21 protein-coding genes are annotated in these 21123 nt (G+C 65.4%); 4 read left to right on the forward strand and 17 right to left on the reverse strand.

What is annotated here, in order from left to right:
* Nucleotides 1-215 precede the first annotated feature (215 nt).
* The 5 genes from WBG82_RS00060 to WBG82_RS00080 all read right to left on the reverse strand — a co-directional run bounded on the left by WBG82_RS00060 (nt 216) and on the right by WBG82_RS00080 (nt 5015).
* Entirely contained in the window at nt 216-773 is a 558-nt protein-coding gene (locus WBG82_RS00060; RefSeq protein WP_424419924.1) for a cysteine hydrolase family protein, read from the reverse strand.
* A gap of 52 nt (nt 774-825) precedes the next feature.
* Nucleotides 826-2025, reverse strand: a complete 1200-nt coding sequence (locus WBG82_RS00065; protein ID WP_424419926.1) for an acyl-CoA dehydrogenase family protein — start codon at nt 2023-2025, stop codon at nt 826-828.
* Nucleotides 2026-2169: 144 nt separating this feature from the next.
* Nucleotides 2170-3819, reverse strand: a complete 1650-nt coding sequence (gene groL / locus WBG82_RS00070) for a chaperonin GroEL (protein ID WP_424419928.1) — start codon at nt 3817-3819, stop codon at nt 2170-2172.
* Between the two features lie 83 nt (nt 3820-3902).
* Nucleotides 3903-4217, reverse strand: a complete 315-nt coding sequence (gene groES / locus WBG82_RS00075; RefSeq protein WP_324297195.1) for a co-chaperone GroES — start codon at nt 4215-4217, stop codon at nt 3903-3905.
* 165 nt (nt 4218-4382) lie between these two features.
* Complete coding sequence (locus tag WBG82_RS00080) at nt 4383-5015, reverse strand: TetR/AcrR family transcriptional regulator (protein WP_424419930.1); 633 nt, start codon at nt 5013-5015, stop codon at nt 4383-4385.
* A 177-nt stretch (nt 5016-5192) separates the two neighbouring features.
* Here WBG82_RS00080 and WBG82_RS00085 point away from each other — a divergent pair, with 177 nt between their 5' ends.
* Nucleotides 5193-6332, forward strand: coding sequence for a DSD1 family PLP-dependent enzyme (locus WBG82_RS00085; RefSeq protein ID WP_424419932.1), 1140 nt, complete (start codon nt 5193-5195; stop codon nt 6330-6332).
* Nucleotides 6333-6339: 7 nt separating this feature from the next.
* Here WBG82_RS00085 and WBG82_RS00090 read toward each other — a convergent pair whose 3' ends face one another.
* From WBG82_RS00090 to purD, 4 genes are all read right to left on the reverse strand, one after another.
* Nucleotides 6340-7509: a Gfo/Idh/MocA family protein gene (locus tag WBG82_RS00090; RefSeq protein WP_424419934.1), complete on the reverse strand. Its 1170-nt coding sequence runs from the start codon at nt 7507-7509 to the stop codon at nt 6340-6342.
* 100 nt (nt 7510-7609) lie between these two features.
* The gene (locus WBG82_RS00095) at nt 7610-8035 is read right to left on the reverse strand and encodes a GNAT family N-acetyltransferase (RefSeq protein WP_424419936.1); all 426 of its coding nucleotides are present in this window, start codon (nt 8033-8035) and stop codon (nt 7610-7612) included.
* Between the two features lie 21 nt (nt 8036-8056).
* Nucleotides 8057-9169 carry a phosphotransferase gene (locus WBG82_RS00100; protein ID WP_424419938.1) on the reverse strand — a complete coding sequence of 371 codons (1113 nt, stop codon included), beginning with the start codon at nt 9167-9169 and terminating at the stop codon, nt 8057-8059.
* Nucleotides 9170-9230: 61 nt separating this feature from the next.
* Nucleotides 9231-10514, reverse strand: coding sequence for a phosphoribosylamine--glycine ligase (gene purD, locus WBG82_RS00105; RefSeq protein ID WP_424419940.1), 1284 nt, complete (start codon nt 10512-10514; stop codon nt 9231-9233).
* A gap of 144 nt (nt 10515-10658) precedes the next feature.
* Here purD and xseA point away from each other — a divergent pair, with 144 nt between their 5' ends.
* The 3 genes from xseA to WBG82_RS00120 are packed head-to-tail and all read left to right on the forward strand — an operon-like array spanning nt 10659 to nt 13243.
* On the forward strand, nt 10659-12128 hold the full coding sequence (gene xseA / locus WBG82_RS00110; protein ID WP_424419942.1) for an exodeoxyribonuclease VII large subunit: 1470 nt from the start codon (nt 10659-10661) through the stop codon (nt 12126-12128).
* A 42-nt stretch (nt 12129-12170) separates the two neighbouring features.
* A complete protein-coding gene (locus WBG82_RS00115; RefSeq protein ID WP_424419944.1) occupies nt 12171-12392 on the forward strand; it encodes a DUF2093 domain-containing protein in 222 nt (73 codons plus the stop codon).
* Complete coding sequence (locus WBG82_RS00120) at nt 12389-13243, forward strand: M23 family metallopeptidase (RefSeq protein ID WP_424419946.1); 855 nt, start codon at nt 12389-12391, stop codon at nt 13241-13243. Before WBG82_RS00115 ends, WBG82_RS00120 begins: the two co-directional genes overlap by 4 nt.
* 27 nt (nt 13244-13270) lie before the next feature.
* Here WBG82_RS00120 and WBG82_RS00125 read toward each other — a convergent pair whose 3' ends face one another.
* The 8 genes from WBG82_RS00125 to WBG82_RS00160 form a co-directional block, all read right to left on the reverse strand.
* Nucleotides 13271-14149: a lysophospholipid acyltransferase family protein gene (locus WBG82_RS00125; RefSeq protein WP_424419949.1), complete on the reverse strand. Its 879-nt coding sequence runs from the start codon at nt 14147-14149 to the stop codon at nt 13271-13273.
* A 44-nt stretch (nt 14150-14193) separates the two neighbouring features.
* On the reverse strand, nt 14194-15228 hold the full coding sequence (gene lpxK / locus WBG82_RS00130) for a tetraacyldisaccharide 4'-kinase (RefSeq protein WP_424419951.1): 1035 nt from the start codon (nt 15226-15228) through the stop codon (nt 14194-14196).
* A complete protein-coding gene (locus WBG82_RS00135; protein WP_424419953.1) occupies nt 15221-16564 on the reverse strand; it encodes a 3-deoxy-D-manno-octulosonic acid transferase in 1344 nt (447 codons plus the stop codon). The genes lpxK and WBG82_RS00135 overlap by 8 nt, the downstream gene beginning before the upstream one ends.
* Nucleotides 16561-17307 (reverse strand): lysophospholipid acyltransferase family protein, encoded by a 747-nt coding sequence (locus WBG82_RS00140; RefSeq protein WP_424419955.1) that lies wholly within the window; start codon nt 17305-17307, stop codon nt 16561-16563. The genes WBG82_RS00135 and WBG82_RS00140 overlap by 4 nt, the downstream gene beginning before the upstream one ends.
* An 8-nt stretch (nt 17308-17315) precedes the next feature.
* Nucleotides 17316-19193, reverse strand: coding sequence for an ABC transporter ATP-binding protein (locus WBG82_RS00145; RefSeq protein WP_424419957.1), 1878 nt, complete (start codon nt 19191-19193; stop codon nt 17316-17318).
* 179 nt (nt 19194-19372) lie between these two features.
* Complete coding sequence (locus WBG82_RS00150; protein ID WP_424419959.1) at nt 19373-19897, reverse strand: TspO/MBR family protein; 525 nt, start codon at nt 19895-19897, stop codon at nt 19373-19375.
* Nucleotides 19894-20160, reverse strand: a complete 267-nt coding sequence (locus WBG82_RS00155) for a DUF4170 domain-containing protein (protein ID WP_424419961.1) — start codon at nt 20158-20160, stop codon at nt 19894-19896. Before WBG82_RS00155 ends, WBG82_RS00150 begins: the two co-directional genes overlap by 4 nt.
* Before the next feature lie 167 nt (nt 20161-20327).
* Nucleotides 20328-21092 carry a 3'(2'),5'-bisphosphate nucleotidase CysQ gene (locus WBG82_RS00160; RefSeq protein ID WP_424419963.1) on the reverse strand — a complete coding sequence of 255 codons (765 nt, stop codon included), beginning with the start codon at nt 21090-21092 and terminating at the stop codon, nt 20328-20330.
* Nucleotides 21093-21123: the final 31 nt, after the last annotated feature.

A 21123-nucleotide genomic window follows, 5' to 3' on the forward strand; every position in this document is an offset into this window, starting at 1 on the left:
ACGTTAGGCTGGGCCTCTTCGCGGGTCAAATGGAGTCTCGGCCGGGCGGGTGAATGCCTTGCCACAAGCTCCGCTGTCACCCCGGGCTCGACCCGGAGTCCAGCTTTGTCGCCGCGTAGCGCCATTGCGGGCATCCACCTGTGCGAAATCCGCGAAAAGACGCTGGATCGTTGCCACGCCGAGGCCAGTGAGCGAGGTCTTCGTGAACTGAACCGTCATGGCGTTCTCAGCGTTGCCTCGATCTCGGCATTTGTCATCGGGTGTGCGATCTTTCCGGCCATATAGGCGAGAGAGACACGGGCGTGTTCCTCATCATAGGAGTCGATGCAGTCGGTCGCCAGAATGACCTTGAGGTCCCTCTGATATGCGTCGATCGCCGCCATTCGTATGCAGGCATGTGTGTTGACGCCGCTGAGGACCAACTCGTCGCTGCCGATCTCTTTGAGGGTGATGTCGAGATTCGTCCCGAAGAATGCGCTGTACCGCTTCTTGACGATCACCCGGTCGCGGGCCTGCCGGTCGAGATCGTCGTGAATTTGCGCACCCCGCGTGCCTTCGATCGTAATCGACACGCATTTTTCGCGCATTTCGGCGAACGCGTCGGAGAGATCGGCCTTGAAGGCCTGCCGAACCCAGATGATCGGAAACCCTGCGCCGCGGAAGGCGCCGATCAGCTCGTTCGTGTTCCGAATGAGCCGCGCTCTCCGTTCCGCCTCCATCGTATCGAGAAAGTCATTGAGCAGATCGATGACGATGAGGCAGCGTTTGGTCATGGGCCGAAGCCTTGTTTGAGGGAAGAGATGCGCGGCTAAGTTTGAACTCCGCTCAAGGCAGGCCGAGCACGCGCTTTGCCAGAATGTTCTTCTGGATCTCGTTCGAGCCGCCATAGATCGACTGCGCCCGCGCGCCGAGATAGCGCGCGACGGCCGGTGCCGCATCGGCAGGGAGCGGCGTGTTGCCCGCCCATCCGGGCGCCACCGAATCCGGGAAGGCAGGCATGGCATAGGGGCCATGGGCTTCCATGCCGAGTTCGGTGATGTCTTGCGCGAGTTCGGTCGCGATCACTTTCAGGATCGAGGCTTCGTGGCCCGGCGCGCCTCCTTCGGCGACGGTTGCGAGCACGCGCAGCACGGTGAGTTCGAGCGCGTCGAGCCGCGCCTCGAGGCTTGCGAGCTTCGCGCGGAAGGCCGCGTCGTCGATGAGCCGCGCGCCGCCAGCATCGGCCGCCTCCGCCGTCGCGCGGATATCCGCAAGCTGCTTCCGCTTGCCCGCGACATGGGCATAGGACGTGCGCTCATGGCCGAGGAGGTAGTTGGCATAGGTCCAGCCCTTGCCTTCCTCGCCGATGCGGTTTTCGACCGGCACGCGGACATTCTCGAATGTGACGCTGTTCAGCGAGTGCTTGCCGTCGATGGTGATGATCGGCTGCACGGTGATGCCGGGCGAGGTCATGTCGATGCAGAGGAAGGTGATGCCTTCCTGCTTTCTGCCGGAATTGTCGGTGCGCAGGAGGCAGAAGATCCAGTCCGCATGCTGCGCGAGGCTCGTCCAGATCTTCGTGCCGTTGACGACATATTCGTCGCCGTCCCGCGCGGCGGCGCATTGGAGAGAGGCAAGGTCCGAGCCCGATCCCGGCTCCGAATAGCCCTGCGCCCAGAAGACAGTGCTGTCGAGAATGCCGGGGAGCCAACGCTTCTTCTGCTCCTCCGTGCCGAATGTGTAGATGACGGGCCCGACATAGAGGAGGCCCATCGGTACGACATTGAGCGCGCCCGCGCGTTCAAGCTCCTCGTCGAAGATGTATTTCTGGTTGGCCGTCCAGCCCGTGCCGCCATCCGCCTTCGGCCAGTTGACGGCGAGCCAGCCCTTCGCGGCAAGCGCGCGTTCCGAGTGCTGATAATCCTCCTTCGCGGGCGAGTGGCCGCGCGCCATCTTCTCCACGATCTCGCGAGGGTACTCGTTCTCGAAGAAGTCCCGCACCATCATGCGGAACTTTTCGTCAGCCTCCGAAAAGGAAAAATCCATCGTCCCGTCCCCATCGAATATGTCGTTGGCACGAGACTATCGGCTCGGCGCCCGGCCTTGCACCTCAATTCGCCGTGACGGTCATGCAAAAGGGCCGGTGTTTCCACCGGCCCTTCCGTTTCCGTAGCGTCGGGTGTGGGCTTCTTAGAAGTCCATTCCACCCATGCCGCCCATGCCGCCCATGCCGCCGGGCATGGCAGGCGCGCCGGTGTCCTTCTTCGGCGCATCGGCGATCATGGCTTCCGTCGTGATCAGGAGGCTCGCGACCGAAGCTGCGTTCTGCAGCGCGGTGCGCACGACCTTGGTCGGGTCGACGATGCCGGTGGCGACGAGGTCGCAGTACTCTTCGTTCTGCGCATCGAAGCCCCAGTTGGGCTGCTTCGCTTCGAGAACCTTCTGCACCACGATCGAGCCTTCGATCCCCGCATTCTCGACGACCTGACGGATCGGCGCCTCGAGAGCCTTGCGGATGATGTTGATGCCCGCCTGGATGTCGGTGTTGTCGCTCGTGAGCTTCGCGACAGCCTTGGTGGCCATGAGAAGCGCCGTGCCGCCACCCGGGACGATGCCTTCCTCGACGGCAGCGCGGGTCGCGTTGAGCGCGTCGTCGACGCGGTCCTTGCGCTCCTTCACTTCGACTTCCGTCGAGCCGCCGACCTTGATCACCGCAACGCCGCCCGCGAGCTTCGCCAGGCGCTCCTGCAGCTTCTCCTTGTCGTAGTCGGACGTCGTCTCTTCGATCTGCCGCTTGATCTGCGTGACGCGAGCCTCGATGTCCTTCTTCTTGCCGACGCCGTCGATGATCGTCGTGTCGTCCTTCGTGATGTGGACGCGCTTGGCCTTGCCGAGCATGTCGGGCGTCACGTTCTCGAGCTTGATGCCCAGTTCTTCGGAGATGACCTGGCCGCCCGTGAGGATCGCGATGTCCTCGAGCATGGCCTTGCGGCGGTCACCGAAGCCCGGCGCCTTGACGGCCGCGACCTTGAGGCCGCCACGGAGCTTGTTGACGACGAGCGTGGCCAGCGCCTCGCCCTCGATGTCCTCGGCGATGATGAGGAGCGGACGGCCCGACTGCACAACCGCTTCGAGGATCGGCAGCATCGGCTGCAGGCTCGTCAGCTTCTTCTCGTGCAGGAGGATGAGCGGCTCTTCAAGCTCGGCCACCATCTTGTCGGCATTGGTGATGAAATAGGGCGAGAGATAGCCGCGGTCGAACTGCATGCCCTCGACGACTTCGAGTTCGCTGTCGAGCGACTTGGCTTCCTCGACCGTGATCACGCCTTCATTGCCGACCTTCGACATCGCTTCGGCGATCATGTCGCCGATGGCGCGCTCGCCATTGGCCGAAATCGTGCCGACCTGCGCGATCTCGTCGTTCGACTTGACCTTCTTGGAGCGCTTGTTGAGGTCCTCGATGGCGGTGCGGACGGCAAGCTCGACGCCGCGCTTCAGGTCCATCGGGTTGAGGCCGGCGGCCACCGCCTTGGCGCCTTCGCGCACGATCGCCTGGGTGAGAACGGTCGCCGTCGTGGTGCCGTCGCCAGCGACGTCGTTCGTCTTCGAGGCGACTTCCTTCACCATCTGGGCGCCCATGTTCTCGAACTTGTCTTCAAGCTCGATCTCCTTGGCCACCGTCACGCCGTCCTTCGTGGTGCGGGGGGCACCGAAGGACTTGTCGATCACGACGTTGCGGCCCTTCGGGCCGAGCGTCACCTTCACCGCATCGGCGAGAATGTCGACGCCACGCAGCATCTTCTCGCGTGCGGTACGGCCGAATTTGACTTCCTTAGCCATGGTCTCTTGTTCCTCTTGAGTTCAGATCTGATCGCGGTGCGGGCACGAAAAAAGCCCGCCAACCGTTCGCCGGTTTGCGAGCCTTACTCGGCGGCTGCCTTCTTCTTGGCGCCTTCGACGATGCCCATGATGTCGGACTCTTTCATGATCAGCAGCTCCTGGCCGTCGATCTTGACCTCCGTGCCCGACCACTTGCCGAAGATGACCCGGTCGCCGACCTTGACGTCGAGCGGGAGGATCTTGCCTTCGTCCGTGCGGGCGCCCGGGCCGACCGCGAGCACTTCACCCTGGGAGGGCTTCTCCTGGGCCGTCTCGGGAATGATGATGCCACCGGCGGTCTTGGTGTCTTCCTCGACGCGCTTGACGACAACGCGGTCATGCAGAGGACGGAATTTCATTTCTGTCTGCTCCTGTTTCGGAACCGCGAATTTCGCGGGAAACTTTTGTGGATTATGGATTGTTAGCACTCGCTAGGGGTGAGTGCTAACAACCGGGAAAACAGATAGGCGTGCCCCTGGGGCATGTCAAGATTGCGAGACCGGCTTAGAGGCAGATCGCGGGGGCTATTTTCGCTCGCGCGGGAGCGGGCGCAGGCCCCGGAGGGCGAGCCGGACGATGCGCTGCAGCCGGTCGCGGAAATCGGCCTCGTCCCGCGCCCCCCATTCGGCGCCATGGGCGGCCGCCACGAGCGTGTCGACGGCGGCATCGAGGCTGAAACCGGCGGCTTTGGGGTCGAACTCGCCCCACCTGACCCCTTCCTTCAGGGCCTTGGCCAGCGCGGAGCGGAAGCTGCGGTCCACCGGTTCGAAGACGTCGCCGGAGAGCTTGTGCTTCGAATCGATGAATTCCGCCGCATGAGGGCTCGACAGCACCCAGCGGTAGATGAAGCCGAGCTTGGCGTCGAGAAGGGCGAAAATCTTGTCCTCTGCGCCCGTGTCGCGCGTCGCCGCCGCCTTCAGATTCGCCTCGATGCGCTCGCCGAGCTGGCGAGCCAGCGCTTCGAAAAGCTCGTCCTTGCTCTTGAAATAGAGATAGAGCGTGCCCTTGGCGACATTCGCGGCCTGGGCGATGTCCTCCATCGAGGTGCGCCTGTAGCCGTAATGGCGAAAGAGGTCGAAGGCGGAATCGAGAATGAGCGTCCGCTTGTCCGCGGCCGGGCCCTTCTGCTGCGACGCTTCGTTTACCTTCGCTGCCATTCCGAGCGGGCCGGGTGGTGTGTTTCGCCCGGCCGTCCCCCTGTCCGGTCGACGATCCCTATTCGCATACACCAGGCCCGGCGCAAAGTCATGGCCGCCGCTGTCGCACCGTTTGCGTAACTCGCGCCGCCCGCTAGGATGACGCCTCTTTCGCAGATGGGCAGGGGGAGGATGATCATGGCCGGCCGTTTCGTGAATGAAGGGCTGATCGGCAAACCGGGCTCGCGCGACAGGCTTCAGACGCCCGCACTCGTCCTCGATCTCGACCGCTTCGAGCGAAATGTCGCGGCCATGGCCGAGCATTGCCGCCGCAACGGGCTGGCGCTCCGTCCGCATGCGAAGACGCACAAGAGCGTGGCGATCGCGAAGGCGCAGATGAAGGCCGGTGCCGTCGGCCAGTGCTGCGCCAAGCTCGGCGAGGCCGAGTCGATGGCCGAAGGGGGCATCGGGAGCCTTCTCCTCACCTCGCCGGTGGTGAGCGAGGGCGGCATCGCCCGCCTCATGGCGCTGAACGCGAAGGTCTCCGACCTGATGGTGGCGGTGGACAATCCGCTCAATGCCGAAGCGCTCGCTGCCGCGGCCGCCGCTGCCGGCAGAAAGCTCAAGGTGCTCGTCGATCTCGATCCGGGCCTGCACCGCACGGGCATCGCGCCCGGCGCGCCCGCTCTCGCGCTTGGCGAGCAGATCCATGGCTCGGAATGGCTCGAGCTTCGCGGCATCCAGTGCTATGCGGGCCATGTCATGCATATCGAGGATTTCGCCGACCGCCGCGAAAAGTCGCTCGCCGCGATGAAGCTCCTCGCCGAAACGCGCGATGCCTTTCGCGCCAGGGGGCTGCCGGTCGATATCGTCTCGGGCGGCGGCACGGGGAGCTACAATATCGACCCCGAGGCGCACGTCCTCACCGAGCTTCAGGGCGGCTCCTATGTCTTCATGGACAAGCAGTATAATGACGTGCCGATAGCGAACGGCGCGCCCATGCCCTTCGAGACATCGCTCTTTGTACAGATGAGCGTCGTTTCCAACAACACGCCGAACCTCGCGACGACCGATGCGGGCTTCAAGGCGTTCTCGACCGACGCCGCGCCGCCCGTGCTTTCATCCGGCGCGCCGGAAGGTTCGGTCTATTTCTTCTTCGGCGACGAGCAGGGCGGCATCGCGCTGCCCAAGGGCGCATCCCTGCCGCTCGGCGCGGCCCTGACCGCGATCACGCCGCATTGCGACCCCACGGTCAATCTCTACGATTGCTACCATGTCGTGCGCGGCGACACGCTCGTTGACATCTGGCCGATCGAGGCGCGCGGGAAAAGCGCCTGAGGCTGCCCTAGCGTCCCATCTCCCGGTCGAGCCGTTCCCAGAGCGGGCGGCAATCGACGACCGAGCCTTCCCGCATCGCCCGGTCGATCGCCATGACGGTGAGGCCGGCCACCATCGCGTCATGCGCGTTGACGGGGAAGGGCTTGCCCTCGAGGAGATGGGCGGCGAGGTCGCGGCCCATGGCGGGGTCCATGCCGGCATGGCCGCCCGAGCCCTCTTCGACGGCGATCGTCTCGGCGGGGGCAAGGCCCAGCGCGTCGCGATACTGCACCCGGTCGCTCACGAGGTCGGCTTCGAGCGCGCCATTGGTGCCCATGAAGAGCCATCGCCGCTGCGGCAGCCCCGCATGCGTGTTCGCGCTGAAGGAAAGCCGCACGCCATTCTCATATTCGACGATGGCGACCTGATGGTCGGTGACGTCGGCATCGGAGGAGAAGGTCTCTGCCGATGTGTTCCAGCCCGGCCGCCACACCGAATAGGCCGAAGCGCCGTCGGCGTATCGCCGTTCCGTCATTTCCTCATGGCCCGGCGTGAAGATCGCGCGCCCGCCGAAACTTGCGACGCGCGCCGGATTGGCGCCGATGAACATGCGGTAGATGTCGAAGTCGTGGCAGCATTTGTCGAGAAGGAACGAGCCGCCATATTGCTGCCGCCGCCGCCAGTCGCGCATGAGGAAGGCCCCATGCTCGGGGTGCAGATGTTCGTTTCCTTCCATGCTGATGAGCGTGCCGAGCCGGCCGTCGGCGAGCGCCGCCGCGACGGCGCGGGTAAGGGGCGATGAGCGCATGACGAGGCCGACGAGTATGGCCTCCTCGCCATGGGCGCGCAGAAGCCGCGCCAGCGCCCAGCTTTCCTCCTCGGTACGCACGATGGGCTTTTCGGTGAAGACGCGCACGCCCGCCGCGAGCCCGGCCGAAATATGCCCGAGATGAAGGTGATTGGGCGAGCCCACCATAAGGAGGTCGGGCTTCGTCCGTGCAAGCATCGTCTCGACATCGGCGAATTGCGGCCCGGCCTCGATGCCGCGCTTCGCGAGCGAGGGCAGGCCGTAGGGCTCCGGATCCACATAGCCGACAAGGCGCGCTCCCGGCGCCGCGGCGAGGAGGTTGCGGATGACGACCGAAATGCGCTGGCCGAGGCCCGCGACCGCGATTCTGATTTCGCCTGAAGTGTTCATGACCGGATGCGCATGGCGGATGGAAGATAGGCGATCCGAAGTCTAGCCGACGGGCGGCGCCATGTCGCCCATGCTCGTGAAGGGGAGGGGCCTCGGCCCCTCACCGCAGAAGCTGCATCGTCGCCGCCGCTTCCTCGCCCTGGAGCGTGGTGAAGCCGATCCGCTCGTAAAGGACCTGAGCGTCCCTCGTGTTGAGCATGATCCGGCGGACCTTCTCTATGGCGGGGTCGGCGAGGACGGTGTCGACGAGCCATTTGCCAAGGCCCCGCCCGCGATGGACGGGCAGCACATAGACGTCGCTCAGCCAGGCAAATCGCGTCGTGTCGGTGACGAGCCTTGCGAATCCGGCCTGCTCGCCATCGGGGGAATACATGCCATAGGCGCGCGAATTCACGATGCTCGTCCACAGATCCTCGGGCGGAACTTCGCTTGCCCAATAGGTGGCGCGGAGCATTCGCAAGATCGACTCTCGGTCCAGCTTCGATTTGTCCGTGTTGATCTCGAAGCCATGACGCAACCAACTCATCTTTGTACTGATCCTTTACTGCTACCGGGCGCCCGCGCGCTGGGCGTATTTCCATGCTTCCTGCGCAAGGGGACGGACATTCTGCGACATCTGCTTTGCGTGCTCGCTCGATGCCGTGCCGTCGCGAACGCGTCCGGCAATGCCTTGCAGAATTCCCGCGAGGCGGAAGAAATTATAGGCGAAGTAGAAATCGAGATTGTCGATGCCCGAACGGTTCGTCCGCTCGCAATACATGCGGATATATTCCTCGAGCGTCGGAATGCCGAGGCTCTTGAGGTCGGCAGTGGCGATGGAGCCCGTGCCGCCGCCCGTGCCCTGGCCGGGCATCACCCATTGCATGCAGCTATAGGTGAAATCGCCGAGCGGATGGCCGAGCGTCGAAAGCTCCCAGTCGAGCACGGCGATGACGCGCGGCTCCGTCGGATGCAGGATCGTGTTGTCGAGCCGATAGTCGCCATGAACGATGGAGGTCGAATCGTCCTGTGGCACGTTCTCCGGCAGCCATTCCATCAGCCGGTTCATCTCGACGATGGTTTCCGTCTCGGATGCGACATATTGCTTCGACCAGCGCGAAATCTGGCGCATGAAGTAATTGCCGGGCTTGCCGAAGTCGCCAAGGCCGATGGCCTCGTAATCGACCATGTGAAGACGCGCCATCGTCTCGTTGAGCGAATCGTAGATCTTCCAGCGCGTCGCCGGGTCCTGAGCGGGGAGCAGCGGCTCCCAGAGCACGCGGCCCTCCACCATGTCCATGATGTAGAAGGCCGTGCCGATGACGCTGTCATCCTCGCAGAGGCAATAGGTGCGCGGAACCGGGAAGCCGACGCTGTTGAGCGCCGTGATGACCTTGTATTCGCGATCGACCGCATGGGCGGAGGGCAGGAGCTTGCCCGGCGGCTTGCGGCGCAGCACATATTTGCGCGCAGGCGTCACGAGCTGATAGGTCGGGTTGGACTGGCCGCCCTTGAACTGGTTGACCGTCAGCGGGCCCTTGAAGCCCTCGACATGCGCGGCCATGTAGGCTTCGAGCCGGGCGACGTCGAAGCGGTGACTTTCGGCCACTTCCTTCGTGCCGGAAAACTGTTCCTGCCGGCTCGGCTGTGCGCCATTGTCGCTGGCGGCCCCGTTACTCATGGCCTCATCCTCCCTGTCAGTGACATTATTCGTATGCTGAATGCAATTCAAGAATCCATCGTCAGGCCGTCTGCCGTTCGCGTTCTATCGCGCGCCAGCCGATGTCGCTGCGGCAAAAGCCGTCCGGCCACTGAATGAGGGCGATGGCCCGGTAGGCTGATTCCTGCGCCGCCGCCACCGTCGCGCCCGTCGCGGTGACATTGAGGACGCGTCCGCCGGTCGAAAGTATGCGCCCGTTCTCGACGCACGTGCCCGCATGGAAGATATTCACATTCGGCACCCGGCCCGCGGCATCGAGGCCGCCGATCTCGGTATTCTTCCGATAATCGCCCGGATAGCCGTTCGCCGCCATGACGACGGTGAGCGCCGCGTCGTCCTTCCATTCGAGAGCGACCCTGTCGAGCGTGCCGTCATGCGTGGCGATGAGCGCGGGCAGAATGTCGGAGTTGAGCCGCGTCATCAGCACCTGCGTCTCGGGGTCGCCGAAGCGCGCATTATATTCGATCAGCTGCGGGCCCTTTTCCGTAATCATCAGCCCGGCGAAGAGGACGCCCTTGAAGGGCGTGCCGCGCTTCTTCATGGCCTGGACGGTGGGCTCGATGATCTCGCGCATGACGCGCTCGACGAGATCGGGCGTGAGAACCGGTGCTGGCGAATAAGCGCCCATGCCGCCCGTATTCGGCCCCTGATCCCCGTCATGGACGCGCTTGTGATCCTGTGCGGTGGCAAGCGCCAGCGCATGTTCCCCGTCGCAGAGCGCGAAGAAGCTCGCTTCCTCGCCTTCGAGGAATTCCTCGATCACGACCTCGGCGCCCGCCGCGCCGAAGCGCCCGCTGAAAATCTCGTCGATCGCGGCTTCGGCATCGGCCGCCGTCTCCGCGATGATGACGCCCTTGCCGGCGGCGAGCCCGTCCGCCTTGACGACGATGGGCGCGCCCTTCTCGCGCGCAAAGGCCTTCGCGGCCGCGGCATCCGAAAAGCGGCCATAGGCGGCGGTCGGAATCCCGAACTCCGCGCAGAGATCCTTGGTGAAGCCCTTCGAGCCTTCAAGCCGCGCGGCGGCCGCGCTCGGCCCGAAGGACTTGATTCCCTCCCGCTCCAGCCGGTCCACAAGGCCGTTGACGAGCGGGTCTTCCGGCCCGACGACCACGAAATCGATCTTCGCCTCGCGGCAGAAGCGGACGATGGCGTCGAAGTCGAGAGGCTTCAGGTCGATACATTCCGCGATTTCGGCGATGCCGCCATTTCCCGGCGCGCAGTAAAGGCGCGATACGAGCGGGCTTGCCGCGATCTTCCAGGCCAGCGCGTGTTCGCGGCCCCCGGAGCCGATAACGAGTACATTCATCGAGCGCTTCGGACCTCTTGCCTGCCGGAAACGAGCCGCCCCGTCCAGGGTGGGCTTTGAGGGTTTTCCTTGTAACATGTGCGCGGGGTGAGGCAACCCTGACCCATGTTGCAAACCCAGATCAGAACGAGTCCAGAAAAGAGCATGGCCGGAACGGCAAAAGGCAGAACCAGAACGTCGCAATCCGGCGAGGAGGGCGGCAATGTGCATGAGTTCTCGGTCAGCGAGATTTCCTTCGCGCTGAAGCGGACGGTCGAGGAAACCTTCGGACATGTGCGCGTGCGCGGCGAGATCACGGGCTTTCGCGGGGTTCATTCCTCGGGCCATGCCTATTTCGCGCTCAAGGACGAGGGCGCGCGCCTCGAGGCGGTGATCTGGAAGGGCGTCTATGGGAAACTCCGCTTCAAGCCCGCCGAAGGGCTCGAAGTGATCGCGATCGGCAAGCTCACCACCTATCCCGGCAGTTCCAAATATCAGATCGTCATCGAGCAGCTCGAGCCAGCCGGCATCGGCGCGCTGATGGCGCTTCTGGAAGAGCGCAAGAAGAAGCTCGCGGCCGAAGGGCTCTTCGCCGCCGAGCGCAAGCGGCCGCTGCCCTATCTTCCCGATGTCATCGGCGTCATCACGAGCCCGACGGGCGCGGTCATCCGCGACATATTGCACAGGCTCTCGGATCGCTTTCCGCGCCGCGTCATCGTCTGGCCAGTGCGCGTGCAGGGGGAGACGGCCGCCGCCGAGGTCGCGAATGCGATTGCGGGCTTCAACCGGCTTGCGCCGGGCGGGCCGATCCCGCGTCCCGATCTTCTGATCGTCGCGCGCGGCGGCGGCTCGATCGAGGATCTCTGGTCCTTCAACGAGGAAATCGTCGTGCGCGCGGCGGCGGCAAGCGAGATTCCGCTGATCGCCGCGGTGGGCCACGAAACGGATGTGACGCTGATCGACCATGCCGCCGACAGGCGCGCGCCGACGCCGACAGCGGCCGCCGAGATGGCGGTCCCCGTGCGCGCCGAATGTCTCGCATCGGTCTATGACCTTGCGCGCAGGCTCATCCGCGCCGAAGGACGACTTGTCGAGGAAAGCCGCGCCGGCTTGAAAGGCGTCGCGCGCGGTCTGCCGCGCCTCCAGGATCTCATCGCGCTGCCCCGCCAGCGCTTCGACCATATCGGCGAAAGGCTCGCGCTGGCGCTCCGCCGCGCGGCCGAGGTCAAGCGCGCCGCTCTTCACCGCATCGAGGGCAGGCTTTCCATGCATGTCCTGCGGTTCCGGATGGAGGAGGGCCGCAAGCGCCTCGAACAGCTCGACGCGCGCGCCCGCGTGGCGGAGCGGCGGCAACTCGTCGATCTGGCGAGGCGGCTGGAGAGCGCAGGAAAACTCCTCGATTCCTATTCCTATGAGCGTGTGCTCGATCGCGGCTTCGCGCTCGTCCGCACCGCCGAGGGCGTGCCCGTCCGCGGTTCCGCTGGCCGCAAGCCCGGCGAGGCGCTGGAGATCGAATTCTCGGGCAAGGATCGCCTCGGCGTCGTAGTCGGTGGCGCCGGCGCGCCCGAAGCGCCGAAGCCCGCTCCGCGCCGGAAAGCGCATGCGGGCGAAGACCCGCAAGGCAGCCTTCTCTAGAGCCGCTTTGAAAGCACGGCCGGGCGCGCTAAAGTGCGCCGCATGAACAGGATCGACAGGATGAACAGCGGTGGCGAGGCTGAAATCGTCTATGGCGACGGCGAATATCATGTCGTGCGCCCCGGCGCCTATGTGACTTGCGCCGTGACCGGCAATCGCATTCTGCTCGACGATCTGCGCTACTGGAGCGTCGACCTGCAGGAGGCTTACGAAAGTCCCGAGGCTTCGCTCACGCGCTACCGCCAGAAGCATCCGGACAAATGAGGCTCGGCCGCGCCCTTCTGCTCGTCTCGGCAATTCTCGCCGCGGCCTCGTCGGCGCGCGCCGAAACAACGTTGAAGGGAGCGATCGAGCAGGGCTCGCTCGTGATCGGCCGGACGGAGCCCGGCGCCAGGGTCGCGCTCGACGGCAAGGCGCTACCGGTATCGTCGGGCGGGCTCTTCGCCATCGGCTTCGACCGGGATCATGGGCCGCGCGCGACGCTCGCCGTCACCGCGCCCGGCGGCAAGACCGAGACGATGGAACTCGCGGTCGCGCCGCGTGACTGGAACATCCAGCGCATCGAGGGCATCGCGCCCGCGCTGGTCACGCCGCCGCCGGAGGCCATGGCGCGCATCAGGCGCGAGGTCGCGCTCAAGGCGGCTTCGCGGCCGGTCGATACCGACGAGGAATGGTTTGCCGGAAGTTTCATCTGGCCCGCAAAGGGCACGATCTCCGGCGTTTTCGGCAGCCAGCGCGTCTATAACGGCCAACCGAAAAATCCGCATTACGGCGTCGATGTCGCGGCACCGACAGGCGCTGCCATCGTGGCGCCCGCCGATGGCATCGTGCGCCTTGCCGAACCGGACATGTATTTCGAGGGCGGCCTCGTCTTCATCGACCACGGGCAGGGCGTCATCAGCATGATGATGCACATGTCGCGCATCGATGTGAAACAGGGCGAGCATGTGCGGCAGGGCCAGACCATCGGCGCCGTCGGCAAGACGGGAAGGGCGACGGGCCCGCATCTTCACTGGGGCATGGTGTGGCGCGACGCGCGCGTCGATCCCTCGCTGCTCGTGAAGGGCGTGGCCGCGCGGGGCGCCGTACCTGGAACCGCCGTCGGCGGCGATTGAGCCTCGCCTCTCCGCCCGGGCGCGGCCTCAGTTCGTCCAGCGATTATGCAGCCAGAACCAGTTTTCCGGCTTTTCGCGGATGCGGGCCTCCAGAAAATCATTGAGCGCCTGCGTGATCCGCACGACCTCCGAATTCATCTCGGCGTCCTGCTTCACCTCGATCCGGTCGAAGACGGTGAGGCGGAAATTGGCGCCATGCATGCGCTCGATGATGGCGGGAAAGATCGGCGTGCCATAGCGCACAGCGAGGCCCGCGGGCGAGGGCGTCGTCATGGCGGGAAGGCCGAACAGCCGTACCTCGATGCCATCATTGAGCTTCTGGTCGATGAGCATGCCGATGAAGCGATGTTCGCGCACAGCCTTGATGAGTTGCCTCGTGCCCTTCGGGCCCTTGGCGATCTGCTCCGGCACGATGAGTTCGCGCCGCATGGCGACCATCCACTCGTTGACATAAGGATTGTTCGCGGCGCGGTAGACCCCGCTTCCATCGAGGCCCTTGAGCCGCATGGCGAGCGGCATCAGCTCCCAATTGCCGAAATGGCCGGAAACGACGAGCGCGCCCTGACCGGCCCTGGCCAGTTCGAGCAGCGGTTCGGCGCCGATGATCTCTATCCGCGCGCGCTCCTCAGGCCGGCTGAACTTGTCGAGATGCGCATATTCGAAGGCCGTGCGTCCGAGATTGTCCCACATGCCGACGACGATGCGCTCGATCGCCTCGGGCGAAAGCTCCGGCATGGCGCGCGCGATATTGCCCCTGGCGCGCCGCGAGATGCCGAGCCGCGGCCCCAGCGTGCGCCCGAGCCAGCCGCCGAGTGCGGATGATCGATCTAGACCGAGGATGCGGCAGAAGGCGAGCATCACCCGCAGCGCCACCGCTTCGAGGCGGTATTGAATGTTCTTGTTCATGCCAGTGTCGGCGCCGGTCTTTTCTATGCGTTTGCCTGCTTATATCAGGCGGTCCGCCGCCGTGCGATCCTGATCTGTTCAGCAAGCAACGCCTCGAGGCTCTGGAAGTCATCGATCAGCGCACCGATGGTAACGGTTTTCACCGCATCGCGAAGCTGCGCCCTTGCGCTGCCTTCCGGCGCGCCGAGAAGCCGGACGCGGTCCTTCTCCGTGGTGACGAGGGCGGCCTTGAGGTCGCGCGCGCGTTGCAGCAGGGCCGCCGCCTCCCGCTCGCTATACATGTGATGGTCGGCATGGCTTTCGCTTGCGACGATCTCGGCGTGAAGTTCGCGCAGCGTCGCGAAGAATTTCTCCGGCCGCCCGATGCCCGCAAAGGCGACCACCGGCAAGCCGTCGAGTTCCGGCGCCGGCGCGGGCCGCAGGATGGCCTTGAAGACCGGGATCGCGTGAGCGCGGGCGCGCGCGGCAAGACCGTCCGCGGCATGGCCGCGCCCGATCTTGATGACCGCATTGGCGCGCGCAAGCGCATCGTCCATTCGCTCGCGCAAGGGGCCGGCCGGAATGAGCCTGCCATTGCCGAGCCCGGTCGCCGCGTCGACGATGAGGATCGAGAAATCCTTTTCGAGCGCCGGGTTCTGGAACCCGTCATCCATGATGATGAGCTTGGCACCGGCCTTCACAGCGGCGGCTGCGCCCTGAACGCGGTCGGCCGAAACCCATGTGGGCGCGACGGCGGCAAGGAGCAGGGGCTCGTCGCCCACCCGCGCGGCACCGTCCGTCAACGGATCGACGCGATGCGGCCCCTTCTCGCGCCCGCCATAGCCGCGCGTCAGAAAGTGGACAGCCTCGCCCTTCGCGATGAGATGGGTTGCGAGCGCGAGCGCGACCGGCGTTTTTCCCGTGCCGCCCGCCGAGATATTGCCGATGCAGATGACGGGCGCGCCCGCGCGTTCGGCGCGGGTGAACTGGCGGCGCATGCGCCCGGCAAGCCCGTAGACATAGGCCGCGGGTGCAAGAAGGCGCGGCAATATCGGAAGGGTGCCGGCAGGTGCGTGCCGCCAGAAGCGCGGTTCATGCATGGGCGAGTGCGCCTCCGCTCCGCGCGGGCGCCTGCGGAGGAAGGAGCGAAAGCAGCGCCTCCGCCGTCCGCTCGACCGCGCCATTGGAACGGGCCGCGATGCGCTCGGCCGCCGCGGCGCGGCGCTCGCATTCCTCCTCATCGGTGAGGAGCCTTTCCACGGCGCTGGCGAGCATGGGCGCATCGGCGGCGCGGATCATCGCGTCGGCCTGCTCGAAGGCCGAATAGGCTTCGTCGAAATTGAAGCTCACCGGCCCGGCGATGAGCGCGCAATGGAGCCTCGCCGCCTCGAAGGGGTTGTGCCCGCCAATATCGGCCATGGTTCCGCCGATGAAGGCGATCCGGGCGAGGCGGTAGAAAAGCCCGAGTTCGCCCAGCGTGTCGGCGATGTAGACATGCGTCGATGCCGTGATCGCGTCGCCTTCGGCGCGGCGCGCGACATTGAGCCCGCGTTTTTTCAGCATCGCCGCGATGGCGCCGCCGCGCGCCGGGTGACGCGGCACGACGAGGGTGAGGAGATCGGGCCGCGCAAGAGAGAGGCGCTCATGGACTTCGGCGGCAATCGCTTCCTCGCCGTCATGCGTGTTCGAGGCAAGCCAGAGCGGGCGGGTGCCGATGGCGGCGCGGAGGCGCTGCAACTCCGTCTCGTCGGCGGCGAGCGGCGCGGCATCGTGCTTCAGATTGCCGGGGGTACCGATTTCGGCCGCGCCGAGGGCGCGGAGCCGCCTGGCGCTCGCGGCATCCTGCGCGAGGACGAGGGAGAAGCGGCCGAGGAGATCGGCGATCATGGCGGGGAAACGCTGCCAGCCCCGAAAGGATTTCTCCGTGATGCGCGCATTGACGAGCGCGAGCGGAATGTGGCGCTCATGCGTGGCGACGATGAGATTGGGCCAGAACTCGGACTCGACCCAGACCGCGAGGTCGGGCTTCCAGTAATCGAGGAAACGGGCCGTGTATTCCGGGTGATCGAGCACGGCGAACTGGTGCAGCACCTCTTCCGGCAGGCGCTCGGCCATGAGGCGGGCGGATGTGACCGTGCCCGTGGTCAGCAGCACATGAAGATCGTCGCGCGCTGTCGTGAGCTTCCCGATGAGCGGCAGCACGGAAAGGGATTCGCCGACGCTTGCCGCATGAATCCAGACGAGCCTGCCATGCGGCCGCTCGCGCGAGGCGATGCCGCAGCGTTCAGCGAGGCGGTGCGCATCCTCCTTGCCGCGCCGCATGCGCGCCGCAAGGAGCAGCGGAATCGCGGGGCGCACCGCGCGCGTCACGAGCCTGTATGCGGCAAGGCCGAACGAGGCGTGGCGGGAGGAACTGCGCGGCGCCGGGGACGTCAATGCACTGCCGCTCCGTTGGCTGTCCTTCGCGGCGCGCGGCCGACGATCTGATCGGCCTCCGCCGTGACGGCGTTGAGCCCTTCCTCGACGCGGCGGCGCGCCTCTTCGAGCGTTTCGGGATCGGCGTCGCGCGCGACATAGATGGGCTCGCCCCAGACGAGCGCGCCCTTGGAGAAGGGCAGATTGATCGTGAACTTGTCCCAGTTGTTGAGCTGCACGCGGGCGCGTGTCGTCGCCGCAACGGGCACGATGGGGCAGCCTGAAAGCCGCGCCAGCATGACGATCCCGTCGCCAGCGCGCCGCGCCGGTCCGGGCGGGAGATCGGCCGTCATGCCGACGGAAATGTTCTCGCCGAGCGCGCGGACCATCGCTCTCAATGCGCCCGCGCCGCCCTTGCCCTTGAACTTCTCGCGCCGCTCCTCGCCCTTCGGCACGCCCGAGCCGCGGATCGTGCCGACGCCGAGAAAATGCATGATCTTCGAGACGATCTCGCCGTCGCCGTGGCGGGAGACGAGAATGCGCATCTCGCGCCAGTTGTGCCAGAAGGTCGGCAGGATCAGATTCTGCCCGTGCCACGTCGCGCCGATGAAGGGCTCGTCGCCCGTCCAGAAGCGTGCGGCGATGTCGCCGCGGCGGACCTCGAAGCGGCTGGTGCGGCGCACGAGCTTGATGAGCATGGCGGCGACAAAGGCGATCGCCGTCTGAACCGTTTCACTCTTCAGTATGCGCTTACCCAACGACATCTCGCTGCTCATTCTCCGGCAATGGCAATCTGCGCGGCGCTTTCGTCCGCCGCTTCCTCATCGGGCTCGTCCTGCTCGAACTGCGATCTGGAAAGCTCGGCATAGAGCCCGCCCTGCGCGACGAGCGAGGCGTGCGTTCCCTGTTCGACGACGCGGCCGCCATCGATGACATAGATCGCGTCGGCATGCTTGATGGTGGAGAGGCGATGGGCGATGACGAGCGTCGTGCGGCCCTTCATCAATGCGCGAAGCGCCGACTGCACCTGAAGCTCCGAGGCGGTGTCGAGCGCGGAAGTGGCCTCGTCGAGAAGCAGGATCGGCGCGTTCTTGAGCATGGCGCGGGCGATGGCGATGCGCTGGCGCTGGCCGCCGGAAAGCCGGAAGCCCGCCTCGCCGACCCGCGTGTCATAGCCGCTGGGCAGCGCCACGATGAACTCATGCGCGGCCGCATTGCGCGCCGCTTCCTCGATCTCGGCGTCGGTCGCATCCGGCCGTCCATAGGCGATGTTCGCGCGGATGGTGTCGTCGAAAAGGAAGGGCTCCTGGGTGACGAGCGAGCTTGCCTGCCGGAGTGAATCGATCGTGACGTCGCGAATGTCCTGCCCGTCTATGGTGACGCGGCCGCTCGTCGGATCGTAGAAACGCGGCACGAGGTTGAGCGTCGTGCTCTTGCCGCCGCCCGACGGGCCGACCAGCGCGACCGTGTGGCCCTTCGGCACGTCGATGCTGATGTTCTTGAGCGCGGGCGTTCCGTCGCCATAGACGAAGCTCACATCCTCAAAGCGGATCGCGCCATCGATGACATGAAGCGGCTTTGCGTCCGGGTTGGCGACGATGGAGGGCTCGATGTCGAGAATGGGGAAGACGCGTGCCGCGGCCGCAACGCCTTCCTGCATGACCGTCTGTGTGTTGGCGACGGCCTTGAGCGGCTGATAGGCGAGCATCATGGCGGAGATGAAGGCCATGAGTTCGCCCTTGGTCAGATGGGCGTCGATGACGGCAAGACCGCCGAAATAGATCACGCCCGCAATGCCGACGCCGGAGAGCGATTCCGTCAGCGGGCTCGCCTTCGCCTTGGCGCGGAAGCCCGCCATCATGTGATGGAGGACACTGCGGATCGTCTGCGTCACCCGCGCGATCTCGCGCTCTTCCTGCCCATAGGCCTTGACGACGCGAATGCCGCCAAGCGCCTCGGCGATGTTCGCCGACAGGTCGCTCGTTCCCGCGAGCCCCTTGCGCGTCGCCTTGCGCGTCTTCCGGCCGAGCTTGCGCATGTAGAGGATGCCGAAGGGAACGACCGACGTGCCGAGAAGCGCGAGCTTCCAGTTCATGAAGAACATGCTGCTCATCAGCGCGATGACGGTCAGCAGGTTCTGCGTGAAGTCGATGACCGACATCGTCACCGTGTCGCGCACGCGCGTCGCATCCGTCATGAAGCTCGAAATGAAGCGTCCCGTATGCGTGCCCGAGATCCAGGCAAGGTCGGCCCGCATGATGCGCGTGAACATGCGCGTCTGGATCGAGGAGATGATGCGCTGGCCGATCTCGTTCTTGGTAACGTTGGCCGTATAGGATGCAAGCCCCTTGAAAGCCGAAACCGCGATCGTGCCGACCGCGATCAGGACCAGCATGCGCAGGTCCTTCTGATCGAGCACGGCGTCGAAGACTTGCTTGATGAGATAGGGCAGGACGCCCGTCGTCGCCGCGACGATGGCGCTCGAGCCCAGCGCCAGCGCGACAAGGCGCCAGTTGGGCAGGAGGTATTCGCGCGTCGTCCGCCTGAGAACGTCCGCCGTGCGCAACCGGTCCGCCGGATCGCCCGCAGGCGTTGGGCGCTGCGCCATGTCCTCGCCGGTTTGCCCTTCCGGTGCGGTTGTCTCACTCAAATGCGGCCTCGTCATGTGGGATGCGGCGCGCGCTCATCGGAAAACGATTGTCCCGAAATCGGCCCCGCTGCCGGAAAACATAACATGAAGCCGGGGGACCCGCCACCGCTGCGGCCATGCCGCAATATTGGTAAACGCCGGAGATGATTGGCTTTTTTCACGCGGGCCGTGACCGGCCATCAGCGGTTGAGAAGCCAGACGGCAGTCGTGAGATAGGTGGCAAAGAGCGTCCAGGCAAGATAGGGCAGCAATAATGCCGCGGCGAGCGCGCTGATCCGCCAGAAGGCGACGATGGTGGCGACGATCGCCAGCACGAGAAAAAGGACCTCGATGACGGCGGCTCCGAGGCTGTGCAGGCCGAAGAAAAGGACGCTCCAGGCGAAGTTGAACATCATCTGCGCGGCAAAGAGCGCCATGGCGGGCCCCGCCGCCGTGAAGCCTCCCGCCGTCCGCCAGACGAGCCAGCCCGAGATCGCTATGAGCAGATAGAGAAAATTCCAGACGACGGGAAAGACCCAGTTGGCGGGCGTCAGGGCGGGCTTTGCAAGGCCCGCATACCAGCCGCCGAGATTGGCGGTGGTTATCCCGCCCGATATCGCCGCGAAGAGGAAAACGAAGGCGAGAAAACCGAAGAGAAGAAGGATGGAGATGGCGACGCCGGGCGTCCTCATGTAGGGCTCCGTGCCCTGGGCGGTGCGGGTCATTCGGATTCTTTCTCTTCAGTTCCGGGCTCTTCTGCTCCGGGCCCTTCCGCTCCGGGGTTCAGCAGGCGGTGCAGATGCACGATGAAGTAGCGCATATGGGCGTTGTCGACGCTGCGCTGCGAGGCGGCCTTCCATGCACCATAGGCGCTCGCATAGTCGGGAAAGATTCCGACGATGTCGAGCTTGCTCGTATCCCGGAAATCCGTTCGTTCGAGATCTTCGAGCTCACCGCCGAAAACGAGATGCAGGAGTTGCCGGGGCACGGGTAGTTGCCTCGCAGGAACATCGGGTTCGGTGCGCGGATTCTAGACGGTTTCAACGGTCGATGAAACGCCGAATGAACCGCTCCGGTTGGGTGAAACGGAGAAATTTTCCGCCATGCGAACAGCTCGGCGCCTGGCCCCGCGCGGGCGCTTGCGGGACGCCGCCCTCAGGATGGAAGCGCCAGCCCTCCGACGCGGGCAAAGAGCGCCTCGTGGAGCCGGGGGCCCGCGGCGATGAGGCTCCTGTGCCGGGGCAGTTCGCGATTATAGACGAGCGGCCTTCCGTCATGGCTGGTCATCCGCCCGCCCGCCTCGCGGACGATGAGATCGGCGGCGGCGAGATCCCAGTCGTTCTTGGTCGAGAGCGCCATCGCGGCATCGGCCGCGCCGCAGGCGACGAGCGCGATCCGGTAGGCGACCGAATTGCGTTCGATCATCTCCATTTCGGGCCAGGGTTCCTTCCAGGCCGGATGACGGAAGAGCGTGAGGTGCGATGCCATGCGGCAGCCCGCGATCGACGCCCTGTCGGTGACGTGAATGGGCGCTCCGTTCAGCCGCGCGCCGCCGCCCGCGCTCGCCTCGAAAAATTCATCCGTAGCCGGATTGAAAAGCGCACCGAGCACGGGCGCCCCGTTCTCGACCAGCGCAACCGAAATGACGAAATGCGGCTTGCCCTTGGCGAAGGCGCGCGTGCCGTCTATCGGATCGACAACCCAGACGCGCGAACGGGTGAGGCGGAGGCGGTCGTCCTCCGTTTCCTCCGAGAGCCAGCCATAGTCGGGGCGCTCGGCGGCGAGCCGCTTCTGGAGCAGTTCGTTGACCGCGATATCGGCCTCGGTGACGATGCTGTCGCCGCCCTTGATCCATTTCTTGAGGTCGGTCCGGTAGAAGCCGAGCGCCAGAGTTCCGGCCTCGCGCACCGCGGCAAGCATGGCGGCGCGATCTTCTTCGCGTGACGGGGAC

Origin of the sequence: Parvibaculum sp. (assembly GCF_049671045.1) — a bacterium.
Lineage (GTDB): Bacteria > Pseudomonadota > Alphaproteobacteria > Parvibaculales > Parvibaculaceae > Parvibaculum.